The organism is Pseudoalteromonas haloplanktis ATCC 14393, from assembly GCF_000238355.1.
GTDB lineage: Bacteria > Pseudomonadota > Gammaproteobacteria > Enterobacterales > Alteromonadaceae > Pseudoalteromonas > Pseudoalteromonas haloplanktis.
Genome location: NZ_AHCA01000001.1, coordinates 798,650 through 814,725, shown reverse-complemented (window position 1 = coordinate 814,725; position 16,076 = coordinate 798,650). Strand labels below are relative to the sequence as shown.

Annotated in this window: 16 protein-coding genes; 7 read left to right on the top strand and 9 right to left on the bottom strand. The window is 39.2% G+C overall.

The window, feature by feature from the left end; genetic code table 11:
* The first annotated feature begins 8 nt into the window (after positions 1 to 8).
* Both PHAL_RS0103335 and PHAL_RS0103330 read left to right on the top strand, forming a co-directional pair.
* Positions 9 to 1,010, top strand: coding sequence for a branched-chain amino acid aminotransferase (locus tag PHAL_RS0103335; protein WP_016706999.1), 1,002 nt, complete (start codon positions 9 to 11; stop codon positions 1,008 to 1,010).
* Positions 1,011 to 1,278: 268 nt separating this feature from the next.
* Positions 1,279 to 2,904 (top strand): diacylglycerol kinase family protein, encoded by a 1,626-nt coding sequence (locus PHAL_RS0103330; protein ID WP_016706998.1) that lies wholly within the window; start codon positions 1,279 to 1,281, stop codon positions 2,902 to 2,904.
* Positions 2,905 to 2,912: 8 nt separating this feature from the next.
* Here the strand turns inward: PHAL_RS0103330 and PHAL_RS0103325 are convergent, their stop codons facing one another.
* Together PHAL_RS0103325 and PHAL_RS0103320 are read right to left on the bottom strand one after the other, a co-directional pair.
* The gene (locus PHAL_RS0103325; protein WP_016706997.1) at positions 2,913 to 3,179 is read right to left on the bottom strand and encodes a VF530 family protein; all 267 of its coding nucleotides are present in this window, start codon (positions 3,177 to 3,179) and stop codon (positions 2,913 to 2,915) included.
* A gap of 78 nt (positions 3,180 to 3,257) precedes the next feature.
* Entirely contained in the window at positions 3,258 to 3,560 is a 303-nt protein-coding gene (locus PHAL_RS0103320) for a DUF1496 domain-containing protein (RefSeq protein WP_016706996.1), read from the bottom strand.
* Positions 3,561 to 3,657: 97 nt separating this feature from the next.
* Between PHAL_RS0103320 and PHAL_RS0103315 the strand changes: the two genes are divergently transcribed.
* Positions 3,658 to 3,891 (top strand): TIGR02647 family protein, encoded by a 234-nt coding sequence (locus tag PHAL_RS0103315; protein ID WP_016706995.1) that lies wholly within the window; start codon positions 3,658 to 3,660, stop codon positions 3,889 to 3,891.
* Here PHAL_RS0103315 and maiA read toward each other — a convergent pair.
* A complete protein-coding gene (gene maiA / locus PHAL_RS0103310; protein ID WP_016706994.1) occupies positions 3,888 to 4,517 on the bottom strand; it encodes a maleylacetoacetate isomerase in 630 nt (209 codons plus the stop codon). The two genes, PHAL_RS0103315 and maiA, sit on opposite strands and share 4 nt — an antisense overlap.
* 12 nt (positions 4,518 to 4,529) lie before the next feature.
* Complete coding sequence (gene hmgA, locus PHAL_RS0103305; RefSeq protein ID WP_016706993.1) at positions 4,530 to 5,822, bottom strand: homogentisate 1,2-dioxygenase; 1,293 nt, start codon at positions 5,820 to 5,822, stop codon at positions 4,530 to 4,532.
* Positions 5,823 to 5,953: 131 nt separating this feature from the next.
* Between hmgA and PHAL_RS0103300 the strand changes: the two genes are divergently transcribed.
* On the top strand, positions 5,954 to 6,385 hold the full coding sequence (locus PHAL_RS0103300) for a MarR family winged helix-turn-helix transcriptional regulator (RefSeq protein WP_016706992.1): 432 nt from the start codon (positions 5,954 to 5,956) through the stop codon (positions 6,383 to 6,385).
* Positions 6,386 to 6,446: 61 nt separating this feature from the next.
* Here the strand turns inward: PHAL_RS0103300 and PHAL_RS0103295 are convergent, their stop codons facing one another.
* Positions 6,447 to 9,578, bottom strand: a complete 3,132-nt coding sequence (locus PHAL_RS0103295; RefSeq protein ID WP_016706991.1) for a TonB-dependent receptor — start codon at positions 9,576 to 9,578, stop codon at positions 6,447 to 6,449.
* 43 nt (positions 9,579 to 9,621) lie between these two features.
* Positions 9,622 to 10,476 (bottom strand): S1/P1 nuclease, encoded by an 855-nt coding sequence (locus PHAL_RS0103290; RefSeq protein WP_016706990.1) that lies wholly within the window; start codon positions 10,474 to 10,476, stop codon positions 9,622 to 9,624.
* A 219-nt stretch (positions 10,477 to 10,695) separates the two neighbouring features.
* On the opposite strand from PHAL_RS0103290, the gene PHAL_RS0103285 reads away from it, so the two are divergent.
* Together PHAL_RS0103285 and PHAL_RS0103280 are read left to right on the top strand one after the other, a co-directional pair.
* On the top strand, positions 10,696 to 11,586 hold the full coding sequence (locus tag PHAL_RS0103285) for a hypothetical protein (protein ID WP_016706989.1): 891 nt from the start codon (positions 10,696 to 10,698) through the stop codon (positions 11,584 to 11,586).
* Positions 11,583 to 12,521, top strand: coding sequence for a hypothetical protein (locus tag PHAL_RS0103280; protein WP_016706988.1), 939 nt, complete (start codon positions 11,583 to 11,585; stop codon positions 12,519 to 12,521). Before PHAL_RS0103285 ends, PHAL_RS0103280 begins: the two co-directional genes overlap by 4 nt.
* A 41-nt stretch (positions 12,522 to 12,562) precedes the next feature.
* Here PHAL_RS0103280 and ushA read toward each other — a convergent pair whose 3' ends face one another.
* Both ushA and PHAL_RS0103270 read right to left on the bottom strand, forming a co-directional pair.
* Positions 12,563 to 14,200 carry a bifunctional UDP-sugar hydrolase/5'-nucleotidase UshA gene (gene ushA / locus PHAL_RS0103275; protein ID WP_016706987.1) on the bottom strand — a complete coding sequence of 546 codons (1,638 nt, stop codon included), beginning with the start codon at positions 14,198 to 14,200 and terminating at the stop codon, positions 12,563 to 12,565.
* 77 nt (positions 14,201 to 14,277) lie between these two features.
* Positions 14,278 to 14,475 (bottom strand): hypothetical protein, encoded by a 198-nt coding sequence (locus tag PHAL_RS0103270; protein ID WP_016706986.1) that lies wholly within the window; start codon positions 14,473 to 14,475, stop codon positions 14,278 to 14,280.
* 261 nt (positions 14,476 to 14,736) lie between these two features.
* Between PHAL_RS0103270 and PHAL_RS0103265 the strand changes: the two genes are divergently transcribed.
* Positions 14,737 to 15,477, top strand: coding sequence for a peptidylprolyl isomerase (locus PHAL_RS0103265; protein ID WP_016706985.1), 741 nt, complete (start codon positions 14,737 to 14,739; stop codon positions 15,475 to 15,477).
* A 42-nt stretch (positions 15,478 to 15,519) separates the two neighbouring features.
* On the opposite strand, the gene PHAL_RS0103260 is transcribed toward PHAL_RS0103265, so the two are convergent.
* Entirely contained in the window at positions 15,520 to 15,939 is a 420-nt protein-coding gene (locus PHAL_RS0103260; RefSeq protein WP_016706984.1) for an MAPEG family protein, read from the bottom strand.
* Positions 15,940 to 16,076 lie beyond the last annotated feature (137 nt).

Genomic DNA, 16,076 nt, shown 5'->3' with positions numbered 1-16,076 from the left:
AGATTAAAATGGCCGCATTCGGTACAGTATTTATGCCGCAGATGATTCAAGCTCATTTTACTGATAATGCATGGAGCGCAAGCTCAGTTGTTCCTTCAGATAAAATTGAACTGCATGCTGGGGCACATGTTCTGCATTATTCAAGTACGTGTTTTGAAGGTTTAAAAGCATTTCGCCATGAAGACGGTTCAGTCTATATTTTCCGCATGGATGCTAACATTGCACGAATGAAGCAAAGTTCGCATTTATTAAGCTTGCCTGAAGTTGATGGCGAAATGCTTGAAAAGATGATTATTGATATTGTGCGTCAGTATGCCGATGAAACACCCTTGCCACCTGGCTCTATGTATATTCGTCCGACTCATATCGGCACCGAAGCTGCGATTGGTAAAGCGGCTGTTCCTTCACTTAGCTCATTGTTGTATGTATTATTATCGCCAGTAGGTGATTACTTTGCTGGTGGGGCGACTGCTCTGCGAGTATTGTTAGAAGAAGATGGAATGCGCTGTGCACCTCATATGGGGATGATCAAAAGTGGTGGCAACTATGCGAGTGCATTAGCGCCGATCACAGCAGCTCGTATACAACATCAAGCCGATCAAATCTTATTTTGCCCTGGTGGCGATGTACAAGAGACCGGTGCTGCAAACTTTATCTTAATTGATGGTAATGAGATCATTACCAAAGCACTCGACAGTACATTTTTACACGGTGTTACCCGCAGCAGTATTCTAACAATTGCTAAAGATTTAGGGATGACAGTATCGGAGCGTAACTTTACCGTGACTGAGTTATTAGAGCGTGCTGCAAAACCTGGCACCGAAGCTGCGTTATCAGGCACGGCGGCGGTACTCACTCCTGTTGGTACTTTTATCCATAATAATAAAGAGTATAAAGTTGGCACTGGTGAAGCAGGTCCAACAACGATGCGTTTACGCCAAGCGTTGAATGATATTCAGTGGGGCAAAGCAGAAGATAAGCATGGTTGGTTGACTAAAATCGACGTTTAACGGCGCAGCCCTAATACCATAAAAAAACCTAGGTTATTTATAAGCTAGGTTTTTTTATGGCTGGTAGCAATTTATGCTCTATGCTTTTAACTATGTAAGTTTGTTGTATAAGCGTGTAAAAATAACTTATGTTAACAAAGTAAGCAATCACAGTATTAAATAGGTGATAGTTTAAAGTTATGAAAAGTAAGATAAATTTACTTTTCTCTGTTAGTGGCGTACAGATTGCTTTGTCTATACGCTAAAACTAATAAAAAAAGGAATAGGTATGTGGGCAGCAATCAGCTATTTAGTATTGGCAATTGTATTTATTGTTATGGGCTGGCAGGTGAGTCCTAGTTACTTTGCCGTTTTGTTTTATTGGGCTGCACTGTCTTTATTACTGGTTAGCGGTGCCTATATTTTTAATCTCGCAAAAATCTTCCGTAAACGTGAAAATGGCGTTATTCCGTTTTATATTCGCTGGGCATTTATTCCATTTTTACTGGGCGCACAAGTCTACAATGCGTGGAGCCGAAAACAGGATAAAGTACCGCCGTTACAGCAAATTAATGAGCATTTATTTCTTGCTTGTCGTTTGTTCCCTTCAGATATTGATAGTTTAAAAGATAACGGTATTACGGCTATTTTAGACGTAACTTGTGAATTTGATGGACTGGAATGGTCATCAACGCAAGAAAATATAAATTATTTAAATATCCCTGTACTTGATCACCGTGCGCCAACGTCTTCACAGTTAAATCAAGCAATTAATTGGATTGCCCATCATATCAAAAATGACCGCCGAGTTGTGGTGCACTGTGCTCTTGGGCGTGGGCGCTCAGTGTTTGTAATGGCCGCTTATTTATTGAGCCAGGATAAAAATGCTGATGTACATCAAGTACTGGCGCAAATAAAAGAAACGCGAGCAACAGCAAATTTAAATAAACATCAATTACGTCAACTTGTTAAGCGTCATAGAAGTGGTGAGTTATTAATAAAAAATAAAGCGGTGTTAATTGCAAACCCAGTCTCTGGGACTAAATTATGGCAACAAAAAGAGCATCTAATTGTTGCACGCTTATCTGCTTATTATGATTTAAAAGTACTTTGCACATCACAAGAACAAAACGGTATTGTGCTGGCCAAACAGGCTATCGCTGAATCCCCTGATATGGTCATTGCTTGTGGTGGGGATGGTACAGTGGCAGAAGTTGCTAGTGTACTCGTTAATAGTGACTGCAAGCTCGGTATTATTCCGCTGGGAACGGCCAATGCGTTGGCACATGTATTAATGGGTATTAAGTCTAAGCTGATCCCTGTTGAAGTAGCTTGTGACTTGATTATAGACGGACAGACTAAGCTAATGGATACTGCATACTGTAATGGTGAGCTGATGTTGCTGTTAGCTGGCATTGGTTTTGAACAGCATATGATTGAAAAAGCTGATCGTGATACTAAAAATGAACTTGGTCAGTTCGCATATTTACAAGGGTTTTGGCAGGCTTTAGGTGAACAAAAAGCTCAAGACTTTACTGTACAGCTTGATGATAATCAGCCACAGCAAATACATACCAATAGCTTAATTGTCGCTAATGCAGCTCCTTTTACTACATTACTAGCACAAGGCGGGGGACAGCCCGATCACTATGATGGTTTACTCGATGTAAATTGGCTTACACCAAACCAAGACGCATCAGCCAATGTGTTAAGTATTGCCGAATTAGTCTTTAGTAGTATCACTCAGGCGCATTTTGCTATTAATTCACATCATACTAACGCGCGTCGTGTTGAAATATCGGCAGCGGAGGAAATAAAATACGTGCTTGATGGCGAAGTTAAAAGCGCCGATAAGCTCATAATTGAAATTACTCCGCAATCACTGGCAGTGATCTGCACAGAGCAGATAGAATAACGCGCGAGTTATTTCTTTTTAATACTTGGCCAAACAAAACCACCGCTTGGTCCCTGTGAGTCTACGCAGTGATCTAAGTATAATTGCTCTACTTTGCTGCGGGCCCAAGGGGTTTTACGTAAAAACTTAAGGCTTGATTTAACGCTCGGATCTGATTTAAAACAGCGAATATCAACGTGCTCACCCATTGTTCTCCAGCCAAGAGTCTGCTCGAGTTTTACGACTATTTGTTCAAGTGTAATACCATGTAATGGGTTGTTTGCTTGTTGATTCATAATTCACTATTGTTTGTTAAAAGTCGCGCTATTGTAGCGTAACCCGGCGTTGATACCAATTAGTTCTGCGCGTGGGTATTAGTTCACTCGAATTGTTTTAGGCATACTTGGGTAAATGATTTCATTTTGCTCATTGAGCATGAGCCAAGTCAATGGACTATTATTATGGCTTGGGGTTTTTGCTGTGCAGATCACACGTACATTAGCCATTAAAATAATAGCCCCTTCACTGTAGCGTTTATCTTCATACCAACAAATTGAATGTTGATCTATCGCTTGTTGCGGATTGAGTAGCAATGTTGTTTTTGGCGTATTGCTAAAACTGCTTACTGAGTAAATAAAACAAATAAAACAAACACCTATAATACTTGAAATTCTCATATTCAGCCTTTGCATAAAAAAATAACTACACTAAGCTTAAAGCGTGTTAGGGTAAATAACCAACAAAAAAATAATTTTCTAAAAGCAAGGTGAACACATGCAATTTAAGCAAACAATGATTGACGAATTTACACTGCTCGCTAAGTTTCCTCTGACGAGTAAAATGCAAGGAATAAAACTTCACAGTGATGCTGATGAGAGCTTGCGCAGTGCAGCGCAAAGGTTATTTGATAAAGGTATTATTGATAGCCCAGATGGCGGTTATTTAACTGATCTGGGCTTGGATTTAATAGAGCATGTTACTGTGCTACACAGTGCTTTAAGTGGTTAAGTTGCATCCGGTTGGTTTTGAGGAGCAGCATCAATAAATGCGTCTAGCTTATTACAGCGCTCATAAATGGCTGCTATTTTAGGATACGCAGTCATATCGACGTTAAAACGATAGGCATTAAATACTTGCGGTACTAAACACACATCAGCAAGGCTTGGTTTATCACCTACGCAGAAGTCATTGTCATTATCGAGTAGTCGCTCTAGCTTTTCAAAACCCACTTCAACCCAGTGACGATACCAGGCATTTTTAGCGTCATCATCAACACCTAATTCATTACTTAAATATTTCAGTACACGTAGGTTATCAATAGGGTGAATATCACACGCTATGGCGTAACATAGGTTGCGGATCTGCGCTTTTTGCCACGCATCACCAAACAATAACGGGGTTTGTGGGTAGGTTTCTTCAAGGTACTCTAATATTGCCATTGATTGTGCCAACACGCCTTGATCTGTCTCAAGCGCAGGCAATAAACCTTGTGGGTTTTTATCAAGGTACTGTTCACTTTGCTGCTCTGATTTTAATAAATTAACAGTGACCAGCTGATGTTCAATCTCTTTTAAGTTAAGAGCAATACGAACACGGTAAGCGGCAGATGAGCGAAAATAAGTATAAAGTTTCATTAAAATGGCCTTTTAAGCTTTAAAGTGTTTTTTAATTGTGCGCCAGCAATCAGTATAGTTAGGTTGGCGCTCTTTGCCTTCAAGGGCATATTTGGTTGGCGAAATTATATAACGAGACTCAAACATAAATGCGAGGGTGTTCTCGTAGCGTTGCGGCTCAAGTGCTGCGTTAGAGGCTTTTTCAAATACATCGGCCTCAGGACCATGGGGCGACATACAGTTGTGTAAGCTCATGCCGCCGGGAACAAAACCATGCTCTTTAGCATCGTATACGCCTTCAATTAAGCCCATAAACTCACTCATGATATTGCGATGATAATAAGGTGGGCGGAAGGTGTTTTCTGCAACCATCCAACGCGGTGGGAAAATAGCAAAGTCAATATTAGCAACCCCCTCAGTCCCGGATGGTGATGTGAGTACAGTAAATATTGATGGATCTGGGTGATCGTAACTTACCGTATTCATCACATTAAAGCGTGCGAGGTCATATTTATAAGGTGCGCTGTTACCTGTCCACGCAACAACATCAAGAGGGGAGTGGCCAATATCGCAACTGAACATGTTGCCATTAAACTTAGCGATTAATTCAAAGTTACCTTCTTTATCTTCATAGGCGGCGACCGGGTAGTGGAAATCACGGTCATTGGCGTAGCCATTTGCACCCACAGGGCCACGCTCAGGTAAAACATAGGCATGACCATAGTTTTCGCAAATATAACCACGTGCTGTGTCAGTTAATAGTACTACTTGGAATTTAATCCCCCGTGGAATGACCGCAATTTCGCCGGCTTTAATGCTTAAATGACCACATTCAGTTTTAAGTAATAGCTCACCTTGTTGTGGCACAAACAGCATTTCACCGTCTGCATTGTAGAAATAGCGATCAGTCATCGACTTATTCGCTACGTAAACGTGGATGCCAATACCAGTTTGACTATTAGCACACCCATTTGCAGCCATGGTAATTAAACCATCAATAAAATCGGTCGGTGCGCTGGGAATATCAATAGGATCCCAACGTAACATGGTAGGTGGTGTTGGCACTTCTGTGATGGGTGCCGTACGAATTAACCCATTATCAATAGCCTTATAATCACCTTGTACCACTGACGGGCGAATACGGTACATCCACGTACGGCGGTTATCTGCACGGGGCGCGGTAAATGCCGTAGTGCTAAATTGCTCAGCATACAGATCATATTTGACTTTTTGTGGGCTAAATTGGCCAATCGGCAGGGCACCTGGCAAGGCTTCGGTTTCAAACTCATTGCCAAATCCGGTCATGTATTTTAATTCGCTCGTCATCACTCGACTCCTTTGTGTTTTACTGTAAGATACTCTCAAGTGAGACTAAATTCAATCATCATGCTTTTTGCAAGTGTACATATTTATGGACAGGCAAAGCATACTTGTAAATAAAGAAAAAGAGGCATGCGATGGCGCTCGATCTAGATACTTTTTTACCTTACCGTTTAGCTAATTTAGCCAATCAAATGAGTGAGGAGTTTGCACCTGTTTACCAACAGCAAAGTGATTTAACAATTCCGCAATGGCGTATTTTGTTTAATTTAGCCCAGTTTGGGCAGAGCAACGCCAAAGCATTATGTGTGCAAGCGGCTATGGACAAGTCAACCGTATCAAGGGCGATAAAAGCGCTGATCGATAAGCAATTAGTGGTGAGCTTAGTTAACCCAAATGACAAGCGCGCCAGCTTATTACAACTCAGTGAGCAGGGAAGGCTGTTATATCAAAAATTAGCACCAGATGCCTTAGCGTGGGAGCAAGAGTTATTAACGGTCTTAAATAAAGCGGAATATCAAGCCTTGCTCAGCTGTTTAGATAAGTTAACGAGTAAATTAGCGGAGTAGAACAAAAAGCCCATCAAATGATGGGCTTTATTTTAACTAAGTAAGTTATAAAACGCTTAGATTAGAAAGTGTATTTAACACCTACACGCATTTCCCATACAGAAGCACTTGATTGTACAGATGTATTAGACGCAGTTGAGAAACCTGAATATGTGTAGTTACCTTGTGCATCAACAGATGTTGAGATGACAGGATTGCCTACAAAACCACCTTTCTTTAATACGCCCCAGTCATCGTTTAACATATTAGTTAAGTTATCGATAACAAAGTAAGCTTCACCTTTGTGGCCTTCCATGAAGCCAGGTACTTCTTGGCTAACTTTAAAGTTAAACTTCACAAACCAATCTGCATTTTGGCTATTACGGCCAGTAATTTGACCGCGCTCAAGACCATTATCACCAATCCATTTATTGAAGTCTGCAATTTCAGCAGCAGTCATGTCATACGTTACATTAGGATCGTTTTCAAGAGGTACATAAAGTAATTGGCGAGAACCATTTGAATTGTAATCACCGAACCCATCTTCATCACTATCATTAAACGTATAGCTGTATGGTAGACCTTTGTATGCTTCGCCGAATAAGTTAAAGCGCGTGCTATAACCATCGAAGAATTCATTAGTGTAACCAAGAGTCATGGTAAAGCGATGTGGGATTTCATAATCTGATGTTGCTACACCAGGGTTTCCAGGATTTGAGGTTGCTAAGTTACCATAGTTTGAACTTGCCGTTGAACTCGTCATCGGGTTTACATCATCAGAATCTGTGTATGCATAAGCAAATTGGATGCTAATACCATTGTCGTAAGCTTTACTGATTGCTGCCGAAATGATCGAAGAGTCGCCGCTATCACCATCGACGTTGGTAAGCATTAAATCACCATCGCGGTATTTATCAGGATTTAGAACGTCTTCTTTTCTTTGGTAGATAGGACGACCATCAAAAGTAGTCTTACCTGAATCTTCAAGCGCTAAATCAATTAAAGTAGCTGAGTTTTTACGGTTTGTATAAAGGTAATCAAGTGCAATTACATAATCATTTTCAGTTGTATATGTTGCACCAACAGAGTATTTCCACTCTGAAGGCATTTCAAAATCCGGATCAACTGAGTTTACAGGACCGTCTCCAGTACTGTTAGCCACTTCATCATACATGTCTTGCGGAACTTCATAGCCAGGTGCGCCGCCATTTACATTAGGTGTTGTTGTTAAATCAGCGCCATCAGGACGTCTAACATATATATTTGTAATACCATCATTAGAATAAGAGTTAGATAACCAAACATTTGGGTTACCGCCTGAATATAAACCTAAACCAGCACGTACTTCTAGTGCATCAGTGGCATACCATTCGAAGCCTACTCGCGGTTGAATTAAGTCAACACCATCAAGCGTTGATTGATTGCTAAAGCCATATCGAGCATCAAAATTAGAGTTATAGTTAGGTGCATCATCACTTGTGTATTTGTCATAACGAAGACCAATGGTTAATGATGCATCTATATCAGAAAAGCTATATTCATCTTGAATATAAAAAGTATTTTGCGCGTATGAGAAACTTGCTGCAAGATCATTAGGGTTATTCGTACCTGCTGCATTAGTATATTCAATATAAGATGCTTGACCGCCTTCAAAGTCCTCAACACTGTCGAAGCGCCATTCACCTTGTGTTTGTTGAGCAAATAAGTTAAATATTTCTAGCTCTTCAAATTCATAACCCGCTGTAATTGTATGTTGGTCAAGGTAGTAAGTACCGGCTAATTTTGCGGTGGTGGTATCATAGTTTAAATCATTTGAATGACGAGAGTCATCTGGACCGATATAAATTGTGCCGTTATTTGCGGTTTTAATTTGCATTTCACCGAAACTACTAGCAGCATCAATAGATTCAGTGCGCTTGTCTAATTCTGATTTACCAAAACGAATTTCAGTTGAGAAATTATCGCTCCAGTCAGAGTATACAGATGCGATGATTGAGGTAAATTCAGCACCTTCTTCAAAAAAGTGATTGCTAAGACTTAGTTTGCTGTTGCCTGTATCTGATTGACTAAATGTAAATGCGTCGTTGTAATTATAGATTAAGTTAGCACGGTGATTATCGTTTATATTCCAATCAAGTTTAACAAAGATTTTTTCATCTTCTACAGGTGCACTCGATGGCATGCCACCTGCGTCATAACCATACACTTCTTGAGCAATACGTTGAACATCAGTAATATCACTGCTGGTTACTGCACCTGAATTTAAAGCACCGTAGTTAAACTCAGTGATGCTTTCATTTTTTTCATATGAAGTGAACAAGAAAAGCGTGTCTTTAATTAACGGGAGGCCTACGTTGAAACCATAACGTTTATCGTTATAGTTACCGTTATCAATTTTTTCCCCTTCGATTGAATCACCTTTCATTGAGTCATTCGTATAGTCGAAGAATACGCCACCGTGGATTTCATTGCCACCAGACTTAGTTACCGCATTGATGTTACATGAAGTGAAACCACCGTATTGCACATCAAATGGGGCTAGTTCTACCGCAACTTGCTCGATTGAATCAAAAGAGAAAGGTGCGTTAATTGTAGGGTAGCCACTAGCATTTAGGCCAAAGTTATCGTTCATACGAACGCCGTCTAAAGTTAAGCTATTAAAACGAGAGTTACCGCCACCGCAGTTAATAGAACCGCGGCTATCATCAATTGTTACTCGAGGATCGATTCGGATGATATCTTTAATATCGCGGTTAATAGCTGGCGTATTTTCAAGATCTGTTAAAGTAAACGTTGATGCTGGGCCTGTACCACCTGACATTGTGCTAATAGCGCGACCAGTTACCACGATTTGTTCAATACTAGACTGTGGCTCTAAAGTTACATTTACTGGGTAGTCAGCACCTACTTGTAGGTTGATGTTATTAAATGACTGGTCAGCGAATACATCTGAGTCAACTACAACACTATAAGGTCCGCCAACACGTAGGCCTTTTGCAGTGAAGTAACCCGCATCGTTGGTTTCAGTTTCTTTGGTTGAACCTGATGGAACGTGCACGATAGTAATTTTAGTACCTGCAGCAGGATTACCGTTAGGCCCCTTGATTTGACCTTTAATTGCAGAGGTCGTCTCATTTGCAAACGCTGCACCACTTACGCCAACACAAGCTGCGATAGCGAGTGAAAGTGCTGTTTTGCGTAGTTGAATTTTCATTATGTTGTTTTCCCGTGTTAAGGTTGTGTTTAATCTAATGATTTTAATTAATATTAGCTGGCATCTTCAGTGCCTTCACTAATGGTTGTGCAGAATTGTCAAAAATTAAGTTTAACAATCCGGCAAGTCTTACTCCGCTTTGTTGTAAGCGGGTTTTTATAATTGGCATATTTTTATAGATGTATTGGTAACTGATCTTTGTTTCATGCTGATTATAAATAGAATTAGCTATGTTATGTGATTCTTGTAACCATTGAACTGGCGTACTTTGTAAGTACTCAGCAATTAGTTGTTTATTATTTGTATTTATAAAGTCTGCAAATTCAGTGTAGGATAAATTTTCATTTTCGATAAGTTTAGAATCCCACAAACTATGTAAATTGGTATCCTGCCCGAAGAATGTGACAGAAATATTATTGCCACCACGATCATCTTTTCTACCTGCGTGAAATGGTTGATGGCTGTCCCCAACTAAATGAACAATAAAGCGTAAACTGAATTTTTTCGCGTCAATTGAACTATTGGTATCTTTTAATACGGCAATATTAAAAAGTAGGGCATCAAGAATATTAGAGACTGATTCTTTTGAAGAGTGAGGGAGAGGTGGATTCTTTAACGTTGCAGCATCAGCATTGATATAATGCCAGCGCGATGATTTTTTTTGCCAAAATTCGCCAGGCGCGGAACGCATTTCATCAGCCCAAGTGGCAATTTGTGGTAAACTTTCGCCTTCAAGTAAAGGCTCTAATGCTTTAACTGTGGCAGGTGTTAAATGGTAATTGGCTACTTGCGCAACAATTCTGTGTCCATTTTGTCCCCACGCCAAAACACTATTACTGGTGAATAACAAAATCAAGCTACTCGCACTGATCAATAAGTTACCTATTCTTTGTAACATCTGTCATTTTCCAAACTGTAGTTTATAACTGAGTCAATATTTCTAAAATCAATTGTCCTGATTTTCTAGCAAGATAGAAAGGACTCAATAAAATTCATAATTTCTTATTTCAATTTAATAAAAAACAATGCTTTAAGTTTGTTAAGTAAAATTACTTGTTGTAATAAGTAATTTAAATTGGTCAAATAGAGAGGGAATAATTAACACTGGTAGTAAACTTTGAATCGAGTACGATTAATTTCTTTAAAAACACTGATTGTTACAGTTTTGTTTCTGTTTGTAGGTTTTTTTTGGTGGGCAGGAAATATTAGTGCGCCTAGTGGTAATACGAAGATCACAACTTTTATAGACACATCAGTACGTTGTCAAACAACCTCTTCGGCTAATAAAAATGTACTCATTGTTTATGTACCAATTAAAGCAATGGCGAATGATGTCACAAATGTTTTGTGTGATGATGCTGTAGTGGCAAAACAATATGGCGAAGTAACAACTTATTGGGGAAATAAATCATCAGATACTATCGATTTTTTAGGTAAAGGAATAGCTGATCTGATCCTTGCGAAAGAAAACCTAATGGATGCATTTATGGCGCAAACCACTTACAACTATAAAGCAGTAGTTGGGTTTCCTAGTTATACGGCATTTATTATTTCCAGCAAAGAAAAGCCAAAAATAGAAAAACAGTACTTTTTAGATAAGCGGATCGGTTTGTTAGATTATCCCACGAGCCGCTCTGGGCATATATTACCCAAACAAATGTTTAAGCAATTAGACATTAATATGGATAACTTAACGATAGTTTATGCAAGCTCTCATCAAGAATTAAGGGAGTTGTTAGCAACTGGGAGTGTAGATTTAATCTCATCTTACTGGCAAGACAGCGATCAAACATTGTTTTCAAGAAATTACATTACACCTATTAGCGATAATATTAGTGGCAGCCGTTGGTACTTAAAGATGCAATCGGAAAATACCGATCTTTTGTGCGCTGTACAAGAGCGATTAATATCATTATTAAAAGAACAAAACTCGCAATATTTCAATCATGTTGAATCCTATTGGCAATGTGACGGCCAATCAGCGCATTTTGTTGGTCAGCAAAAATGAAAAAATATATCAGTATATTTTGCAGTGTACTCAGTATGTTGCTAGCTGTATTTTTTACTGCAAATACATTACAAACGCAACAACAAGAAAGAATAGCTCAGCTACAGATTTTAAATCGAATCGCATTAGATTTACCGCATATCAATTTGGCGAATGCGTTTTTGAGTCACTCAGGTAATGAAGATGATATTAAGCAATATATAGTACAACTTAATCAGCAACTAGCGGTTATAAACCTAGTTGAAGTGATTGCCATAGATGGTATTGCTAATAAAGCTATCGATGAAGGGATGACGACCATTGAGCTTGTTGCTCCAAGTCGAAATATAGCTGTGGTTTTTTCGCCTGCACATCAATATAGCGCTGCTTTTTTTATTGTGGTGTTATTGTTCGCTGCTTTGGCATCAGTATCGATTGTTGCGTTAGTTAGAATACGTGATATAAAAATGAATAAATTGTCAGCAGTCGTTAGTCAAAATAATTCGGAGCAAGCTGAACAGGTCGTTTCAGTTATTAGAATTGATTTAAATAATAAAACCTTAGGGTTGAATACTAACAACGAATTGGCAGTTGCTCTGGCGAATAAGCCGCTGTGTTTTTATTTAGCTTTGATCGAGTTTTGTGTTGCGCATCCAAATGTAACACTTAATCAAAATAAAGATTTGCCAGATGAGTTAATTGAATTGGCGAATAAGTACTTTTACCGATTAACCCAACTTGGGCATACGATACGCAAACGGCCTAACTTTTCTAATAGCTTGGAAAAAACGTTAAGTGAGATCAGAGCTGCACTGGATGAGCTACTCATCGAAAACCCAGAGTTAAAAGATATTTATTACCCGCCTAAAGCACATGGTGAAGGTTCGCGTTCGCGGTTGCATAGCTATGGACTATCAAATATTAAAAGTGTCGATATTGAAGTGATTGGTAAGTAGAGAAGGGCTGATCTCAAGTCATAATGAGATCAGCCGGAATATTATTGTGCAGAAAATTTGCTCGCATTGACTGGGCTATTTTCAATAAAGAAACGCTTCAGCGCTTGCGCGTCAGTTTCATCTGTACTGACGTAACTTTTATGCTTCATTAATACAGGATAGCCATCACCACCAGATGCATTATAGCTATTAATGCTCATACGATAGGTTTTAGTTTTATCGAGTGCTTGACCATTAATCATCACTTTGGTGAGTGCGTTATCGCTGCGTTCAAAACTTAATTTATGGTACTGCAAGTAAGCCCCTGAATCAGGTGGAAAGCGGGTAACAACTTCTAGGTATTCCCATAACTCTTGGCCTTGCCAATCTATATACGCAATACGATTTTTGAAAGGGTGAACTTTTAAAATATCTTTATAGCTAACGTCGCCCGCAGCAATACTGTCGCGTACTCCTCCACCGCTTATGATCCCAAAATCTGCACCAACCACATTCATTTGCGCCTGAATAATAACACGAGCTAAGTTGGTTTGTTGATAGCGTACTTTATTGCGGTCACCCTCAAGTTTGGCATCAACATAACCTATTTTCCCTTCAATTTGCTTTGCCCCTTTTGCTTGATATTCAGCCAAAAATGCTTTTAGTTCAGGATTAGGAGTTATATATTCGTTTGCTAGCACAGGTTGTGTTGTGCCGTCGGCTTGTTCTTCATGAATATATAAATTTACGGGGAGTAATTTATAATCAAGTAACGTTAATTGGCCATTTTCCAGTTTAAACTCAGCTTTACCAACGTATTTTCCCCATTCATGGGCTTGCATGATCCAGGTGCCATTTTGTTGATCAGGCTTACATGCATTACCGGGCTTGAAGTTGTCATCGTTAATATTTTCACTCGCCATACAAATAGGTTCTTGAGAATGGCCGCCAATAATCATATCAAGGGTATTTTTTGAAAGAGAGCGAGCAAGAGTTACATCACCAGGGGCGTTAATACCATAGTTTGCGTCAACATAATGGCCCATATGGGTTACTGCAATAGTAACATCAGGTTGATACTGTGTTTTAATTTTATCAGCTAATGCTTGAGTTACTGCAATTGGCTCTTTAAATTCGAGACCACCTATGTATTGGGGGTTACCAATTTTAGCTGTGTCAGTTGTTGTTAAGCCAATAACGGCTATTTTTAGGCCTTGCTTATTAAAAATCTTATAGGCCTGAAATGCATTTTTACCCGTTTCTTTATCAAAGATATTAGCGGATAACAGCGGAAAGTTAGCCCATTGCTGTTGCTGCTTTAAAACACTTAATGGGTTGTCAAATTCATGATTACCAATTGCCATGGCATCGTAACCAATTAACGACATACCTTTAAAGTCAGGCTCTGCATATTGCAGGTCAGACTCAGGGATCCCGGTGTTGATATCACCCCCAGAAAGTAATAATACTGCGTGGCCCTGCTGTATAGCATTATTGCGTAACTGATCAATTAAGGTCTTACGTGCGGCCATCCCATATTCACCTTTTTCATTATGCCAAAAGCGGCCATGGTTATCATTGGTATGTAAAACGGTGAGATAGTGAATATTATTGGTTTTTGAGAGTGTGTCAGGAGCTGATTGGTTGTTACTGCATGCACTGATGCTTAGCAATAGAAAGAGTGAGATTAATATGCGCATAATGTGACCCGTGTTGTCAGTGTTCCGCTGTTCATTAAGCGCATAGTTTAAACTAGTTTTATTGCAAAATAACGTAATTATTCTATTTTCGTATCGTCTTGGTAATTTAATTTTCCGGTTGCGGCTAATTGGCGTCGATGTAATTCCTGCTCTGCTAGTGCTGATTTTTCATGATTACTGCCCACCATCCAGTTCAAAAAACTTGCAGGTAACTTAGTGTATGCCTGACCTTGATGTAAGCCGAAATCGCATATCTGTTGTTCATTATGTGACATGGTGGTAAATCCTGTTGTGTGTGTTTTAGTGTTAAAAATAATACTAACAAAATAAAGCAGCCTGTTGAGACGATTTCGTTTTAAATAAAATTTATTTATAACGTAGGTGAATAATAACTAAATGTAACCATATGTAATTTAAGTGTAATCAATTTGGTCTGATTTGTTTAAAGGTACGTTTTGCTATCGCGTTGAGTGCATTAATTCTTTAGTATTTTCATTAATTTTACATAAACACAACATTCTTCAGGACTTGAAATAATGAAAAAACAATTACTGTGCACTTTGCTAGCTACTGCTGCGTTCGCAAGTAACGCGACTGTGGTTGAAATGCAAACATCACAAGGGACTATTAAAATAGATTTATTTGATCAACATACTCCAAAGACGGTGGCGAACTTTCTAAGCTATGTTGAGAGTGAAGCGTACAATCAAACAGTGATCCATCGTTCAATAGAGAACTTCATCATTCAAGGGGGCGGGTTTGCGTTTACAGATGATTTTGAAGCGATTGAAACATCTCCCGCAGTGTCGAATGAGCCCGTGTTATCGAATGTAAAGGGTACTATTGCGATGGCTAAACTAGGCAGTAATGAAAATAGCGCTACTAGCCAATGGTTTTTTAACTTAAAAGATAATAGCGCTAATTTAGATGTGCAAAATGGTGGTTTTACTGTTTTTGGTCAAATTACGGCTGACAGTTACGCTGTATTGGATACTATAGAAGCGCTAGTGCATTGCGGTGAAATTCCTGTAGTTGATATCACTGAAGAACAGTGTGCAAATGCAGATACGAGTATTGCAATTACTAACCTAGTGGCGATTAACAGTGTGGTTGTATTGGACGATGACCCTAATTCATCAGTAAATCTATCACCAAAAGAAAATACTCTGGTAGATACTGTTGAGCCAACTCAACCAAGTGATAGTTCAAGCGGTAGTATGGGATGGTTATTTCTGCCATTAATGCTATTGGGCTTTAAACGTCGACGTGTAGCTTAAAAGTATGTGCTATCGGGTTAGCGGCCCGATAGCAGTTGGCAGCTAAAGCGCAAATACTCGCATTATTAATAATACCCACATAGTTAAAACCAATATACAGCCAAGCAAAAAGCTATAATAACGCGGTTTTACACTATTGCTACTTAAATGAATAATACTGTGAATGATCCGCGAAATCACAAACCCCCACGCTAAAGCGACAAACACGTAACCCGCGGCATTGAGTTGCAAGCCTGTCACACAGGCAACAAAAAACAGCACCGGTATCTCGAATTGGTTAATAAAGTTGCGACCCGCAATATGGACCTCATCGCCAGCTTTATCTAATTGCATAGTCGCAAAATCTTGCATTGAGATTGTTTTATTCCTTGCGGCAGCAAAACGCCGGCGGCCCATCACTATCATCACTGTAAAAGTGAGCAGTACTTGAGTAAACATGGCGAGCAAAACATATTTTTCCATTATTATGACCTTTTTCATTACAGAGGGTTAAGACTAGCAGTATGTCTTTATAATTCACAATGTGTTACAAAATATTTAGAAAAATGATTGCAAGTGGTATCAATTTTACCGAACATTCAAACAACACACTAAGTATG

Coding starts and splice junctions, on each gene's coding strand:
- PHAL_RS0103335 (WP_016706999.1), top strand. CDS start 9: ATGGCCGCATTCGGTACAGTATTTATGCCGCAGATGATTCAAGCTCAT.
- PHAL_RS0103330 (WP_016706998.1), top strand. CDS start 1,279: ATGTGGGCAGCAATCAGCTATTTAGTATTGGCAATTGTATTTATTGTT.
- PHAL_RS0103325 (WP_016706997.1), bottom strand. CDS start 3,179: ATGAATCAACAAGCAAACAACCCATTACATGGTATTACACTTGAACAA.
- PHAL_RS0103320 (WP_016706996.1), bottom strand. CDS start 3,560: ATGAGAATTTCAAGTATTATAGGTGTTTGTTTTATTTGTTTTATTTAC.
- PHAL_RS0103315 (WP_016706995.1), top strand. CDS start 3,658: ATGCAATTTAAGCAAACAATGATTGACGAATTTACACTGCTCGCTAAG.
- maiA (WP_016706994.1), bottom strand. CDS start 4,517: ATGAAACTTTATACTTATTTTCGCTCATCTGCCGCTTACCGTGTTCGT.
- hmgA (WP_016706993.1), bottom strand. CDS start 5,822: ATGACGAGCGAATTAAAATACATGACCGGATTTGGCAATGAGTTTGAA.
- PHAL_RS0103300 (WP_016706992.1), top strand. CDS start 5,954: ATGGCGCTCGATCTAGATACTTTTTTACCTTACCGTTTAGCTAATTTA.
- PHAL_RS0103295 (WP_016706991.1), bottom strand. CDS start 9,578: ATGAAAATTCAACTACGCAAAACAGCACTTTCACTCGCTATCGCAGCT.
- PHAL_RS0103290 (WP_016706990.1), bottom strand. CDS start 10,476: ATGTTACAAAGAATAGGTAACTTATTGATCAGTGCGAGTAGCTTGATT.
- PHAL_RS0103280 (WP_016706988.1), top strand. CDS start 11,583: ATGAAAAAATATATCAGTATATTTTGCAGTGTACTCAGTATGTTGCTA.
- ushA (WP_016706987.1), bottom strand. CDS start 14,200: ATGCGCATATTAATCTCACTCTTTCTATTGCTAAGCATCAGTGCATGC.
- PHAL_RS0103270 (WP_016706986.1), bottom strand. CDS start 14,475: ATGTCACATAATGAACAACAGATATGCGATTTCGGCTTACATCAAGGT.
- PHAL_RS0103265 (WP_016706985.1), top strand. CDS start 14,737: ATGAAAAAACAATTACTGTGCACTTTGCTAGCTACTGCTGCGTTCGCA.
- PHAL_RS0103260 (WP_016706984.1), bottom strand. CDS start 15,939: ATGGAAAAATATGTTTTGCTCGCCATGTTTACTCAAGTACTGCTCACT.